Origin of the sequence: Natronomonas sp., assembly GCF_047616845.1 — an archaeon.
In the GTDB taxonomy this organism is placed as follows: domain Archaea; phylum Halobacteriota; class Halobacteria; order Halobacteriales; family Haloarculaceae; genus Natronomonas.
In genome coordinates, this window is record NZ_JBLGBY010000018.1 from 23983 (window position 1) to 37282 (window position 13300).

The 13300-nt window shown below is 65.3% G+C and carries 13 protein-coding genes and 1 pseudogene; 5 read left to right on the forward strand and 9 right to left on the reverse strand.

The genetic code is table 11. The annotated features are described in order from the left end of the window. Positions 1 to 114 precede the first annotated feature (114 nt). Positions 115 to 1419: a hypothetical protein gene (locus tag ACI8UR_RS05600; protein ID WP_411716002.1), complete on the forward strand. Its 1305-nt coding sequence runs from the start codon at positions 115 to 117 to the stop codon at positions 1417 to 1419. Further along, positions 1416 to 2756, forward strand: coding sequence for a DUF4393 domain-containing protein (locus tag ACI8UR_RS05605; RefSeq protein WP_411716001.1), 1341 nt, complete (start codon positions 1416 to 1418; stop codon positions 2754 to 2756). Before ACI8UR_RS05600 ends, ACI8UR_RS05605 begins: the two co-directional genes overlap by 4 nt. 4 nt (positions 2757 to 2760) lie before the next feature. Here the strand turns inward: ACI8UR_RS05605 and ACI8UR_RS05610 are convergent, their stop codons facing one another. Then, complete coding sequence (locus tag ACI8UR_RS05610) at positions 2761 to 3048, reverse strand: DUF2795 domain-containing protein (RefSeq protein ID WP_411716000.1); 288 nt, start codon at positions 3046 to 3048, stop codon at positions 2761 to 2763. Positions 3049 to 3192: 144 nt separating this feature from the next. Between ACI8UR_RS05610 and ACI8UR_RS05615 the strand changes: the two genes are divergently transcribed. From ACI8UR_RS05615 to ACI8UR_RS05625, 3 genes and pseudogenes are all read left to right on the forward strand, one after another. Next, complete coding sequence (locus tag ACI8UR_RS05615; RefSeq protein ID WP_415087644.1) at positions 3193 to 3963, forward strand: PHP domain-containing protein; 771 nt, start codon at positions 3193 to 3195, stop codon at positions 3961 to 3963. Between the two features lie 43 nt (positions 3964 to 4006). Beyond that, a complete protein-coding gene (locus tag ACI8UR_RS05620; RefSeq protein ID WP_411715998.1) occupies positions 4007 to 4171 on the forward strand; it encodes a DUF6757 family protein in 165 nt (54 codons plus the stop codon). Positions 4172 to 4218: 47 nt separating this feature from the next. Next, positions 4219 to 4344: pseudogene (locus ACI8UR_RS05625) on the forward strand (SDR family NAD(P)-dependent oxidoreductase); the annotation flags it as partial. A gap of 67 nt (positions 4345 to 4411) precedes the next feature. Here the strand turns inward: ACI8UR_RS05625 and ACI8UR_RS05630 are convergent. The 8 genes from ACI8UR_RS05630 to pdhA form a co-directional block, all read right to left on the reverse strand. Then, entirely contained in the window at positions 4412 to 5227 is an 816-nt protein-coding gene (locus ACI8UR_RS05630; RefSeq protein WP_415087645.1) for a hypothetical protein, read from the reverse strand. Between the two features lies 1 nt (position 5228). Further along, positions 5229 to 6059: an ABC transporter ATP-binding protein gene (locus ACI8UR_RS05635; protein ID WP_411715991.1), complete on the reverse strand. Its 831-nt coding sequence runs from the start codon at positions 6057 to 6059 to the stop codon at positions 5229 to 5231. Between the two features lie 2 nt (positions 6060 to 6061). Beyond that, positions 6062 to 7201: a FecCD family ABC transporter permease gene (locus ACI8UR_RS05640; protein WP_411715990.1), complete on the reverse strand. Its 1140-nt coding sequence runs from the start codon at positions 7199 to 7201 to the stop codon at positions 6062 to 6064. A gap of 78 nt (positions 7202 to 7279) precedes the next feature. Then, positions 7280 to 8389: an ABC transporter substrate-binding protein gene (locus ACI8UR_RS05645; protein ID WP_411715989.1), complete on the reverse strand. Its 1110-nt coding sequence runs from the start codon at positions 8387 to 8389 to the stop codon at positions 7280 to 7282. 124 nt (positions 8390 to 8513) lie between these two features. After that, positions 8514 to 9257, reverse strand: coding sequence for a DNA polymerase sliding clamp (locus ACI8UR_RS05650; RefSeq protein WP_411715988.1), 744 nt, complete (start codon positions 9255 to 9257; stop codon positions 8514 to 8516). 63 nt (positions 9258 to 9320) lie between these two features. Next, positions 9321 to 10964 (reverse strand): dihydrolipoamide acetyltransferase family protein, encoded by a 1644-nt coding sequence (locus ACI8UR_RS05655; protein ID WP_411715987.1) that lies wholly within the window; start codon positions 10962 to 10964, stop codon positions 9321 to 9323. A gap of 1 nt (position 10965) precedes the next feature. Beyond that, a complete protein-coding gene (locus tag ACI8UR_RS05660; protein WP_415087646.1) occupies positions 10966 to 11964 on the reverse strand; it encodes an alpha-ketoacid dehydrogenase subunit beta in 999 nt (332 codons plus the stop codon). Continuing rightward, positions 11961 to 13088, reverse strand: a complete 1128-nt coding sequence (gene pdhA, locus ACI8UR_RS05665; protein WP_415087647.1) for a pyruvate dehydrogenase (acetyl-transferring) E1 component subunit alpha — start codon at positions 13086 to 13088, stop codon at positions 11961 to 11963. The genes ACI8UR_RS05660 and pdhA overlap by 4 nt, the downstream gene beginning before the upstream one ends. Between the last annotated feature and the right edge of the window lie 212 nt (positions 13089 to 13300).

Here is a 13300-nt window from a genome sequence, read left to right on the forward strand (position 1 = left end):
AGATTGCGAGGCGTCCAGCGCGGTTCAGGGTCGGTCGGCCGCTGCTGGTCGACCAGTCGGTTCCTCACTCCGGGTTGGCGTCTCGACGTCACCACACCGAGGGATGGAAACGTAATGTCAATCTCTCAACTCCTTCCGGGCCTGCCGTACGGCCTGGAGTGGCGCCTGCTTCTCATCCCGCTCATCACCGGTATCATCGGCTACGGCACCAACTGGATCGCCATCCAGCTGCTGTTCCACCCCATCGACTTCGTCGGGTTCCGGATGCCCGGCCTGAAGAACATCGCACCGATGTTGCCCCGGAAGCTCCAACAGATTCCCGGCATCGTCAAGGGTCGAATCGGCTGGCAGGGCATCATCCCCTCACGGTCGGCGCGGATGGGCACCATCGCCGCCGAGAAAGGCATCTCGAAGATCGCGACCCAACGGGAGTTCTACCAGGAGTTCGACCCCGAACGCATCGCGACCCACATCGTCAACAACTCCCGAGACGAGATTCGAGCGCTCACCGACGAGGTGCTCCGGCGAGAGCACCCAGAGCTGTGGAACAACATGCCTCGGCCGATGCGTGAACTCGTTCACGCACGCGTCGAATCGCGCCTGCCCGAGATCGCAGACACCATCACCGAGCGAATCGGCGACAACATCGAGGAACTGCTCGACATCAACCTCATGATAACGAAGCATCTCGACGAGAACCCCGAACTGCTCAATCGGATCTTCATCGAAGTTGGTGACCAAGAGCTGAAGTTCATCATCAACTCCGGGTTCCTCATCGGCGGCTTCCTCGGTTTTTTCACCATCCCGTTGTTCCTTTACATCGACCAATGGTGGGTGCTTCCGGTCGCGGGCGTCTGTGTCGGCTACGCCACCAACTGGATCGCGCTGAAAATCATCTTCCTCCCCATCGAGGAGCGACGCCTCGGCCCGTTCCGGATTCAGGGACTGTTCATCAAACGCCAGCCCGAGGCCGCCGAGAAATACGCCGAAATCGTCGCCGACGAAATCGTCACAATCTCCAATGTTGCTGATGATCTCATGCACGGCAGCCAATCAGACCGCACGCGGAAAATGATTCGCGACGCAATCCGTCCGGAGGTCGACCGAGCCGTCGGACTCGCCGGGCCACTCGTCCGCATGACGACCGGCAGCCAGGAGTACGAATCGCTCAGGGAGACGTTCGCCGCCGAGAGCGTCGACCGAACCATCTCGCCGCTGCAAGACCCCGATTTCAACGAGGAACGGAGCGAGGGCATCCGAAACCTGATGACTGGGCGGATCCGAGGCCTCTCGTCGCGTGACTTCGTCGGCCTCCTTCGGCCCGCCTTCGTGGAAGACGAGTGGATGCTCATCGTCCTCGGCGGCGCCCTCGGCTTCGCCGCCGGCTGGCTCCAGCTACTGGTGGTGAACGCGGTATGAGCGACGAAGACACCGACTCCGAGCCGTTCGACGCCAGCGAAGAGTTCGACATCGACATCGACAGCGAGGAAAGCGGCGCAGACCTCCCTCCACAGGAGGTCGACCGAGTGTTCTCGGTGATGGAGCAAGCAATCGAGAGTGACTCACTGGAGGGCCACCAGCTCGAGCGGTTCCTCTCGGTGCTCGAGGGGGCCTTCGCCACGCCGTCGGAGACGAGCCCGGAGACGGTCGCGGAACTCATCTCCATCCTCGAGGAGCTGGTCGTCGACACTGACGATATCGACGACATCGGGGGGGTGCTCTCCATCCTCGAGGAGACAGTCGCCGGCGCGACGGCCGCCGACGAGGAGGGCCTCGATGAGGTGTTCGAGGTGCTCGGCGAGGGCATCACCGACCCGACGGGACTCGACCCCGAAGACATCGAACGGTTCCGGTCAGGCATCGAGAGCGCCATCGTCGACCTGACCGACCCGAACGCTGGCAGTCTCGGCCCGCTGTTCGCGTTCCCGGGGACGGCCGGGACTGCCGCCGACGCTGCCGACGTGGACGAGGAAGCACTGGATATGTTCCGTATCGCGCGGGTCGCGGCGGGCATGACCCAGCGGGCGACGGGCTACTCGATGGAGACGGGCATCCGAACCGGGACGCGGATGGCATACGCCGCCGCGACGTCCGAGTCGCCCGCGGAACTGCTCACCGAGACGCGGGCCATCACGCTCGATGAGCTCCAGCGGGCCGGCATCGGCATCGGTGAGGAACAGACCGACTGGCTGGAGGCCCACGAAGACGAGGTTCCCGGCCGCCGTCCGCTGACGAAGGAAGCCGTACGGGAGCGCGGTGAGCGTCTCCTCTCGAAATCAGCCGAAGTCGGTCGCAATGAGGCGGTTCATCCGGCTTATCCGTCGATCCTTGATGAGCTCGCCGGGGATGAGGCACGCATCCTCCGGCTCCTCGCGACGGAAGGGACGCAAGCCTGCATGAACGTTCGCGACAAACGCTACGTGCCGTTCAAATCCCACCTCATCGCCGAACACCTGTCGATGGTGGGGGGCGACGCCGGCTGTCGACACCCCGAGCGGACGCCCATCTACCTCCAGAACCTCGAACGGCTCGGACTCATCACGTTCTCCGATGAGCCCATCGACGATCTCAAACGGTATCAGGTGTTGGAGGCCCAGCCACACATCGAGAAGGCACGGGAGGCCGCAAATCGGCCGAAAACGGTGTACGTGAGCCTCTATCTGACCGACCTCGGCATCGACTTCTGCGAGACGTGCCTGCCGGTCGACATCGAGTTCACCCGGGCACAAACCCGGTTCCGCGGGGATGTCGAATAGCCGCTCAGAAGGAAACCTGGTCGGGGCCGTTCTCGTTGATGGATGGGGCGTCGCGGTCGGAGTAGTTCTCTCGCCCGATGGCGTTCTTCGAGACGGCGGAGTAGGTCGCCAGGCGGGCGTCCTCGGCGTCGTGGAAGGTGGTCTCCCCGAGTCGGTTCAGGGCATCGCCGAGCGTCTCCTCGCCGTTCGGCACTTCGAGTTCGAACTCGCCGTACTCGGCGATGAGTTCCGCACAGCTGGCCGGATACGAGTGGGCGTCTATCTTCTCGTCGACGTTCGCGAGCAGTTTCATACTGCATCGAAACCGCGTATCCTTCATGAATGTTGTCTATAATTCCCCCTGCCGTGTATTACCACCCTTAGTTTCCTTAGCCACCGAACGGCGATGGGGGCCGGAAGCGCCGGGGCTTTGGCGGTCGGTCGCCCACTGTCGGGTATGGTCGTCGCGGATCTCCACGCACACACGACGAACTCCGACGGGACGCTGACGTTAGAGACCCTCCCTGCGGCCGCCGAGGAGGCAGGCGTGTCGGTGGTCGCTATCACCGACCACGACAGGCTCCATCCCGACCTGCGGACGCCCGTGGCACACCTGGAGGGCGTGACGGTCGTCCACGGCATCGAGCTGCGGGTCGAAAGCGAGGCCGGACGGGTCGACCTGCTCGGCTACGGCGTCCGCCGAACCGACGGCCTCACGGGGCTCATCGATCGCCTGCAGGCCGACCGCATCGCACGCGGGCGGAAGATAATCGAGTGCGTCGAGAACCGCCTCGATGTCGAGTTGCCAGTCGAGCCGCGCGAGGGACTCGGTCGTCCCCACATCGCCCGCGCCATCGGCTCGACTTCCGCGTACAGCTACCAGGAGGCCTTCAACGAGCTCATCGGCCACGACTGCCCGTGCTACGTCGCCCGCGAGATACCGACGTTCGAGGAGGGAGTGGATGTCCTCAGCGAGGCGTGTGGGCTCGTCTCGCTGGCGCATCCGTACCGCTACGAGGATACCGAGGCGGCGCTGTCACTGTGTGCCGACCTCGACGCAGTCGAGCGGTTCTACCCGTATGACCACGAGGTCGACCCCCGTGCTGTACAGCGGGCCGTCGAGACCCACGACCTGCTCGTCACCGGGGGGAGCGACGCCCACGACGAGACGCTCGGGCGGACCGGGCTGGAGAGAGATGCCTACCGACGGTTTCGCGCGGCGTTATGACGGGAACGCTGGGTTCAAACCGCTCGGACACGTAGTTACAGGTATGCAGTGTCACTACTGCGACGAGGAAGCCGCCGTCGCTGTCGAGAAAGACCACATCAAGGTCGGGCTCTGCGAGCAGCACCTCCGCGATCGGATGGACGAACTCTCCGATTCGGAGTGGCTCGAAGAGGTCGAATCCCAAATCGACGACTCGCTCGACCGGTAACCCCCGCCCGGCGGCAGGACTTTTCGGAACCCCGTTCTCCTCTGTGTATGCTTGAATCCCAAACCTGTCTCGTCACCGGCGCGGCCAGAGGCATCGGCCGCGCTATCGCCACGGAGTTCGGGAAACACGGCGCGGACGTGGCCGTCAACTACCGCTCCTCGGCAGCCGAGGCCATCGAGACGCCACTGGAAGCGGTCGAGTTCGTCGAGCAGGCGGGCGAAGAGTGAGTCTTGACGGGAGTTATCGGCCACTTCCGTCCGCGACAATTTGGGTCAGACCGGCCGGAGCGTCAGCGCCGACTACCACCGTGAACCGCCAGTCGATGTCGTTCTCGTCGGCCTCGGCGGCGCGTATTGCGACCGATTCCGCTGCCGTCCGTCGGAACAGTTCGACCGCGATGGGGAGCGTGGGAACCGAATCACCGTCGGCGAGTTCGTAGCCGTCGACGGCGACCGTCCATCGGTCGAGCGCCGGCTGAATTTCGTAGTCACCGACGAGCGTCAGGCCGTCGAGTCTCTCGAGGGCGGCGTCAAGGGGGTCGACCGCCGCCGCGGGCGTCGAGAGCCGGCCGGTGACGGCACGCAGCGTCGCAGCCTGTTCGGCCGAGGGCAGCGTCGAAAGCTCCGCGGCCATACAGCGAAGCAACGCGAGACAGAGGCGGTCGCGGTCGGTCACCTGTTCTGCGGCCACGAGATACGCGTCGATGACCGCATCCTCGATGGCGTCGCGGCCGCGGGCCGTCAGCGTCTCGAACGTCGCTCCCGCGACCTCGTGACAGAAATCGACCAAGGCGGCGCTTCGGTTCGGCGTTCCGAAGCCGTCCTCACAGATGATGATATCGCGGTACGGGAGGCGCGGATCCCAGTCGCGGAGCTCCGAGCGGTAGGCGGCCGCAACCTCGGCCGCTTCCTCGGCGGTGTGACGGTCGAGAAACCGGAGTCCGTCCACTGGGAACGGCCGCTCGCCCGTACGCGCACAGACGAGGTAGTACGGGCCGTCGGGGGCGGCAAGGGTATCGAGTCGATGGCGGATATCCGTGAGCGTACGTCCGACCATCTCACTCGTGTACCGGACGGCGCGCAAGCACCTGCGGCCCTTCGGGACTCTGGCGTACCGTCGCGTCCACGCGGAACACCTCCCGGAGCAGTTCCTCGGTGACGACCGCTGCGGGCGGCCCGCGGGCGTGCACCGCGCCGTCAGCCAGCGCGACCACGTAGTCAGCGATGCGGGCTGCCTGCTCGATGTCGTGAAGCACGACGACGACGGTGCGGTCGCCCTGCTTTCGGAGGCGTTCGATGATTTCGAGCACTTCCATCTGGTGGTGGAGGTCGAGGAACGTCGTCGGTTCGTCGAGCAACAGCAGGTCGGTGTCCTGTGCGAGCGCCATCGCCAGCCACGCGAGCTGTTTCTGCCCGCCGGAGAGCGACCCGAGGGCGCGGTCGCGGATGTGGCCGACACCTGCCAGCTCGATTGCCCGGTCGATGGCGTGGGTATCCTCCGCCCCGAGCGCGTCGAGGAACCCCTGATGGGGGTAGCGACCGTGCTCGACGAGGCCCTCGACGGTCAACGAATCCGGGGCCGTGTTCTCCTGGGAGAGATGCCCCAGTTCGCGGGCGAGTTCCTTGCGCGGGAACTGCTCGAGGGCCTGACCATCGACGAGGACGCGGCCCGAATCGACGTCGAGCTGTCGCGCCATCGATTTCAGGAGCGTCGATTTCCCGGAGCCGTTCGGGCCGACGAGCGCCGTCACCTCGCCGTCGGGAACCACGAGGCTCTCGCCGTCGATAACCGGTTCATCGCCGTAGCCGACGACGAGTTCCTCGACGACCATGCTGGCTGTCTCGATGCTGTCCGTGCGCTCTCCGTCCGTTTCATATGTCGTACTCATGATTACAGTTCTCCGAGGGTGTCCTGTCTCCGCATCAGATAGAGGAAATACGGCCCGCCGATGAGGCCAGTCACGATGCCGACGGGAATCTGGGTCGGGGAAAGCGCCAGTCGAGCGCCGACGTCGGCGGCCACGACCAGCGCCGGCCCGGCGAACAGACAGCCGACGAGCAGGCGGCGGTGGTCGCTGCCGACGACGGTTCGGACGACGTGGGGAACGATGAGCCCGACGAAGCCGACGATGCCGGCGACGGCGATGGAGATGGCCGCCGCGAGCACCGCAAGCCCCGCAAGCGCGAAGCGTATCCGCTCGACGTTCATGCCGAGTGAGGCGGCCGTCGATTCGCCCAACACGAGCACGTCGAGTTGGCGGGCCGCGACGAGCGTCCCCGGCACCACGACGAGCACCGTCCACGGCAGCGCCATCCGTACCTGCTCCCAGTCGCTGCCGGTGAGCGAGCCGGTCGTCCACGCGATGGCGCTCTGGACGATGGCGACGTCGTCGGCGAAGAAGAAAAGCGCCGTCTGGAGCGAGCCGAAGACGGTGCCGACGATGACGCCGGCAAGCACCAGGCGGACGGGTGAGGTGCCGTTCTTCCAGGCGATGGCGTAGACGAGTAGGAACGCCGCCGAGCCGCCAAAGGCCGCGATGAGCGGGAGGAACGCTGCCAGCGAGCCGAACACGACGAGGGTGAGCAGAATGGCCAAGCCGGCGCCGGAGGAGACGCCGAGGATGAACGGACTGGCGAGTTCGTTGCGGGTAATCGCCTGGAAGATGGCGCCCGACACCGAGAGGTTCAGCCCGGCGAGAATCGCCACCAACACGCGCGGCACCCGGAGGTTCCAGACGATGAGCGTCTCCTTCGAGAGGTCGGGGAGAGCGCCTGTGTAGCCCGTCACGGCACGCATCCCGCCCTCGCCGAGTAAGAACGTCAACAGCCAGCGAGGGTCGAACAGCACGGCGGGGTCGAACACAGCGTTCACGACGTCGCGAGCCGTCATCGGGAAGTCGCCGAACCGAACCTGGATGAGGCCGGCGACGGCGACGACGGCCACGCTCGCGATGATGAGCGACGCGAGCGAGCGGTCGACCCACTCGAATCGGTTCTCCGAGTGCCGTGCGGCGCCAACGTCGTTGCTCATAGTTCACCAGCGGTGGATATGCGACGCTCGCTGACGGCCGAATCGAGCAGGCGCACGGGAGCGTCGCATGCGAGCATCTCAGTTCTCGCTACCGACGATGGCGGCCACTTCGTCGCGGTCGAACAGCTCACCCGAGAACGTGTCGGGATAGAGGTTCGTCGCGAACCGCTCGGTCAAAGAGAGGTTGTGCAGCGGGCCGGCGTAGATGGGCCCACCGCGGTACACCTCGCCGTTCTGGACGGCCGAGAGGTCGCTTGCGACGTTGTGGTTCTCCATGAACGAGACGACCGTCTCTTCGAACTCGGCGTCCGTCTTCGTCTCGTGTCCGCGGACGAGAAGCACCTCGGGGTCGACGTTGAGCATCGTCTCGTAGTCGATTTGGCCGCGCTCGGTCGTCGACAGGCCGTTGATGCCCGTTCCGGCCAGCGCGTCCTCAACGCCGAGGTCGTGGAACTGCTTTTTGTTCGTTCCGCGGTCGGCGACCCGGTACGGCGAGAACGTTTCGGGTTCGTCGCTCCCGGCGAAGACGAGCAGCGCTGCGGGGCGGTCGTCAGCCGGCGGCAGTTTCGCCTGGATGTCGGCGATGAAGGAATCGTGGAACTCCGCCAGCGCCTCGTAGGTCGCCTGCTCTTGTACGACCTGGCTCAGCTTCTCGAATGCCTCGTACATCGTGTAGTAGCGGTAGTCGTGCCACGAATCCGTCCGGCGGAAGATGACGTTGCCGAGGAACGGCGCCTGCTGGGATTCGAGTTCCTCGATGTCGCTTTCCTCAAGGCCGAAAAAGGCGTTCTTCGTGAGCCAGTTCGGGTCGACCAGGTGGAGGTCGCTGTCGAGCGCGTAGATGGTCTCCTTGTCGATACCGCTCTCGCCGATGAGCTGTGTGAGGTCGCTCGGGGCGTCGAGACCGACCGCCTCGTAGTGGTCGGTGTGGTAGCGGGAGGCGTTTCCGATAGCCGTGAGCGCGTCGCCGTGGCCGAGGGCGACGAACATGTCGGCGTAGCCCGGGAAATACGTCGCGATGCGTTCGGGAACACCGTTGAAGCCGACCTCGCCGACGGGTTCCATCGTCACCGAGTATTCGCTGCTCGCGCTCCCACTGCCAGCGGGGGCCTCGAAGCCCGCACAGCCGGCAAGCCCGGCGATTCCGGCGCCGGCAGCACCGAGAACCGCCCGTCGTGTCTGTTTCATACGTGCGTTTAGGCTCGCCTAAACAAACATAATAGCTCCGATTTTTAGGCCAGCCAAAAGCTTCGGGTTTCAGCGGTTCCCCCACGGTATCGGCGTCGAAACCGGCGAAAACGGACGGGCGTCGTCAGTCGCTCTGGATGCGCGGCGCGAGCATGAAGGTGACGTGGCCATCGCCCTCGGAGAAGTCAAAATGCATCTTGACGGGGAACTCCTGGCCGAGTTCCATCGTCACTTCGGCGTCTTTCGGAATCGCCTTGTTCATGTCCTTGAGGTAATCCAGCGAGAACAGCGACCGCGCCTCGCCGGCGGAGAGGTCGATGAGGTCGTCACGACCCAGCTCCAGGTGGACATCGTCGGTGTCGCCCTCCGCGTCGACGTAGAACTCCTCGGCGTCGGGGTCGACGCCCAACGCGATGTGGTCGGAGACCATGTCGGCGGCCTTCACGGCGCGGGCGATGTCCTTGCCCTCGATGACGATCTCCGCCGAGAGGTCGAGGTCGGGAAGGTCGGGCTCCTGCCGAATCGAGTCGGGGTCGATGAGCGCCAGCGTGTATTCGAGGCCGTCAAGCGAGATGTGGAGCTTTCGGGTCTCCTCGTCCAGTTCGAGGTGGATGAGCTGGTCGGAGTCGGCCATGCCGACGATGTCCTCGAGACGGTCGAGATTGACGCCGATGACACCGCCGTCGGTTTCGTACGATTCGAACGCCGCCGCCGAGAGTTCGAGGTCGACCATGCCCACGTTCGCGGGGTCGACCGCGCGGATCGTGAGGCCCTCGTCCTCGAGGCGGATTTTGCACTCGTCGACCAGCACGCTCACGGAGTCGAGCGCCGCCCCGAGCGTTTCCGCGCTCACGATAGCCTTGAACATATACGTCCCCGTTCTGCCCGCCCCCTAAAAAATGGTCCTATCTCGTCCGTGCGCGCGCGACAGCTACTCCAGGAGGAGGAGTTCGGGGTTCTCCAGATACTCCTTGACGGTGTTGACGAACCGGGCAGCGTCGGCGCCGTCGATGACCCGGTGGTCGATGGATAGCGAGAGCGTCATGACCTTCCGCGGCACGACCTCCTTGCTCACGGCGTCGCCGTTCGCACCGTCCGAGGCGCCTTGCGCCTCGCGCTCCACAACGCGCGGTTTGTCCTTGATGGCCCCGAGGCCGAGAATCGCGGACTCGGGGTAGTTGATGATGGGTGTCGCGTACTCGCCGCCGATGGCTCCGAAGTTCGTGATGGTGAAGGTGCCCCCCTGCATCTCCTCGCGGGCGATAGAGCGGTCGCGGGCCTTCTCGATGAGGTCGGCCATCTCGTCGGCCAACTCGAGCATGCCCTTTCTGTCTGCGTGTTTCACGACCGGCACCATCAGGCCGGCATCGGTCGCCGTCGCGACGCCGATGTTGTAATCGCCGCGGACGACGATCTCCTCGTTGTCCTCGTCGAGTTGGGCGTTGAGGATAGGATGTTGTTTGAGGCCAGCGACGATGGCCTTCACGACGAACGGCATGTAGGTGAGCTTCGTATCGCGCTGTTCTGCTTTCTCCTTCAGCCGGCCGCGGGTTTCGACGAGCTGTGTCACGTCCACCTCGTCGTGGTGGGTGACGTGCGGCGCGGTGAACTTCGACCGCTCCATCTGCTTGCCGATGGTGCGCCGGACGCCGCGATACGGGATGCGCTCGTCCTCGCCGCCGGCAGTGATTTCGGGGCCGCCGGGCGGCGCTTCCGCCTCGGCGCCGGCGCCAGCGGAGACGGCTTCGGCGTCGGCCGCCTGGGCGCGCTGTTGGGCTTCGGCGTACGCCTCGATCTGGTCGGCCGTCACGAACGGTTCGCCATCCTTCGTCTCCTCGGTCGGCACCGCATCGAGGTCGACGCCTTTCTCCTCTGCGAGTTTGCGCGTGGACGGCGCCGCAAGCGTTCGGTCGCGTTCGGCCGCCTCCTCGGCGGCCATCTCGGCACTACCCTCGGCGGGCACCTCGATTTCGGCGTCCGTGTCCTCGGGTTCGACGCGCCGCGTCGCGGATTTCACGCCGTGGTCGCTCGGCTCCTCGGCGGCCGCTTCGGTTTCGGCCTCGCCGGCCGTCTCCTCGGCAGCAGCGCGCACGTCGGCTTCCGTCACGCGCCCGCCGGGGCCGCTACCCTCGACGGCCGCAATGTTGACGCCGAGTTCGCGCGCCAGCCGTCGGGCCGAGGGGGCCGCGAAGACGCGCCCATCGGTCTCCTCGACATCGGGTTCCGGCGACCCGGGCTCGCTTGACGGCTCCTCCTCGGGTTCGGTCTCCTCCAGCGGTTCGACCGCCTCGCCTTCGGCGTCGTCGGCCGACGGCCGACTGCTCGACGAGCTTTGCTCGTCGGTGTTGAAGGTGATGATGACCTCGCCGACGGGCACCATCTCGCCTTCCTCGGCGAGGATTTCACGCACCGTGCCGTTGACCGGCGCGGGCACCTCAACGACTGCTTTGTCCGTCTCGACCTCGGCGACGGGCTGGTCTTCCGACACCGTATCGCCCGGTTCGACGAGCCAGCGGACGATTTCGGCCTCCACCAGCCCTTCGCCGACGTCCGGGAGTTTGAATTCGCGTACCATGTTAGGCGGTGTAGGTTTCGCGGATGGCGTCCTCGATTCGCGTGTTCTCCGGCATGTAGTAATCCTCCAGTGCGTACAGCGGGTAGGGGACATCGAAGCCGGTCACGCGCTTGATGGGCGCCTCCTGGTAGTACAGCGCCTCCTCCTGAATCGTCGCGGTGAGTTCACCCGCAAGGCCGCCCGTTTTCGGCGCCTCGTGGACGATGACGGCACGGCCAGTTTTCTTGAACGACTCGAGCAACGTCTCGGTGTCCATCGGTTTCAGCGTCCGCATGTCGACGACCTCGACATCGATGTCCTCCTCTGCGAGCGCCTCGGCCGCCTCGATGGTCGGCTGGGTCATCGCACCCCAAGTGAACACGGAGACGTCCGAGCCCTCGCGGCGGACGGCCGCCTCACCGAGTTCGACGGTGTACGGTTCGTCCGGCACCTCCTCGCGGAACGCCCGGTAGATGAGTTTGGGTTCGAGGAAGATGACGGGGTCTGGGTCGCGGATGGAGGCCGCAAGCAGCCCCTTCGTGTCGTACGGCGTCGACGGAATCACGACCTTCAGTCCCGCCTCGTGGGCGTAGAAGGCCTCCTTGGATTCGGAATGGTGCTCCGGCGCGCGGATACCGCCGCCGTACGGCGCCCGGACGACGAGCGGGCAGTTGAATCGGCCACGCGAGCGGTTGCGCAGCCGGGCGGCGTGTGAGACGATCTGGTCGAATGCCGGGTACATGAACCCGGAGAACTGGATCTCGGGGACGGGCTTGAGGCCGTAGGCAGCCATCCCGATGGAGGTGCCGACGATGCCGGCCTCCGCAAGCGGCGTGTCGATGACCCGGTCGTCGCCGAACTCGTCGTGCAGCCCCTCGGTGGCGCGGAAGACGCCGCCGTTCTTGCCGACGTCCTCACCCATAACGATGACATCGTCGTCGCGCTGCATCTCTCCTTTCAGTCCATCGCGGACGGCCTGTACGAGCGTCAGATTCTGGGAGTCTCCATCTTCGGCACTCATTCTAGTAGTTCCTCGTCGCCGTGGCGTTCGCGTAGCTGTTCGAGATACGCCTCCTGTTCGCGGAGGCGGTCGGTTCGCTCCTCGTAGACGTTCTCGAACATCGACGCGGGGTCGGGTCGTTCGATGCTCTCGGCCTCGGTGATGGCGTCGGCCACCTCGTCCTCGACGGACGCTTCGATGGCTTCGACCCGCTCGTCGTCGAGTATCCCCTCGTCGCGGAGATACGTCTCCAGCCGCGGAATCGGGTCTTTGGCCTTCCAGCGCTCGACCTCGTCCTCGTCGCGGTACACCGAGGGGTCGTCGGCGGTCGTGTGAGCACCGAAGCGGTACTGCAGCGCCTCGATGAGCGTCGGCCGCGTCGCACGGCCAGGCGCGTCGTCCGCAGCAGGGTCGGGGTTCTTCGCCTTCTCGAGGGCCTCGTGGGTCACCTTGTAGACGGCCAGCGGATCCATGCCGTCGACGAGCACGCCCTCGAAGCCGTAGGCGTGGGCCTTCTGTGCCAGGGTTGCGGAGGCCGATTGCTTCTCGCGAGGCACCGAAATCGCCCACTGATTGTTGTTACAGAAGAACACCGCGGGCACGTCGAAGACGCCGGCGAAGTTCAGCCCCTCGTGGAAGTCGCCCTCCGAGGTGGCGCCGTCGCCGAAATAACAGAGGAAGGCTTTGTCCTCCTCGTCTTTCAGGTCTGACGCCAACGCGGCGCCCGTCGCGTGCACAATCTGGGTCGCGATGGGCACCGCCACGGGGAAGATGTTCAGCCCTTCGAGGCTGTTCCCGCGCTCGTCGCCCATCCAGTAGCGAAGCGTCTGTGACAGTTCCAGCCCACGGACGTAGGCGGCGCCGTGCTCCCGGTAGCTCGGGAATATCCAGTCCGCCTCGGCGAGCGCCGTTGCGCTGCCTATCTGTGCGCCCTCCTGGCCGGATAGGGGTGGGTAGGTTCCCATCCGCCCCTGCCGCTGGAGGCTGACGGCTCGCTGGTCGAAGTGGCGAGCGAGCCGCATGTTCCGATACATCTGGACGAGTGTGTCGTCATCGAGGTCGGGTACGTCGGCGTCGTCGACGACCTGCCCGTCCTCATCGAGCACCTGCACTCGGTCGCGGGGGTCTCGTTGCAGTGTACTCATGACTCCCTCCGTCGCATAGCCGGATTGTCCGAGGCCGATGGCATAGTGTTTACGTAAATTTTGCCACGGACAGCGTTTCTCTTAGTTCTTGGTCATCTGAACACATCGGCCCGGTCAGGCCCAACAATCCGGAGGAAAAGAGGTGGTTCTCGTCGGTGCTACCGGACAATCAGCGAGTTTCAGAGGGTTACTCGGCGGCTGTCTCGCGCTGT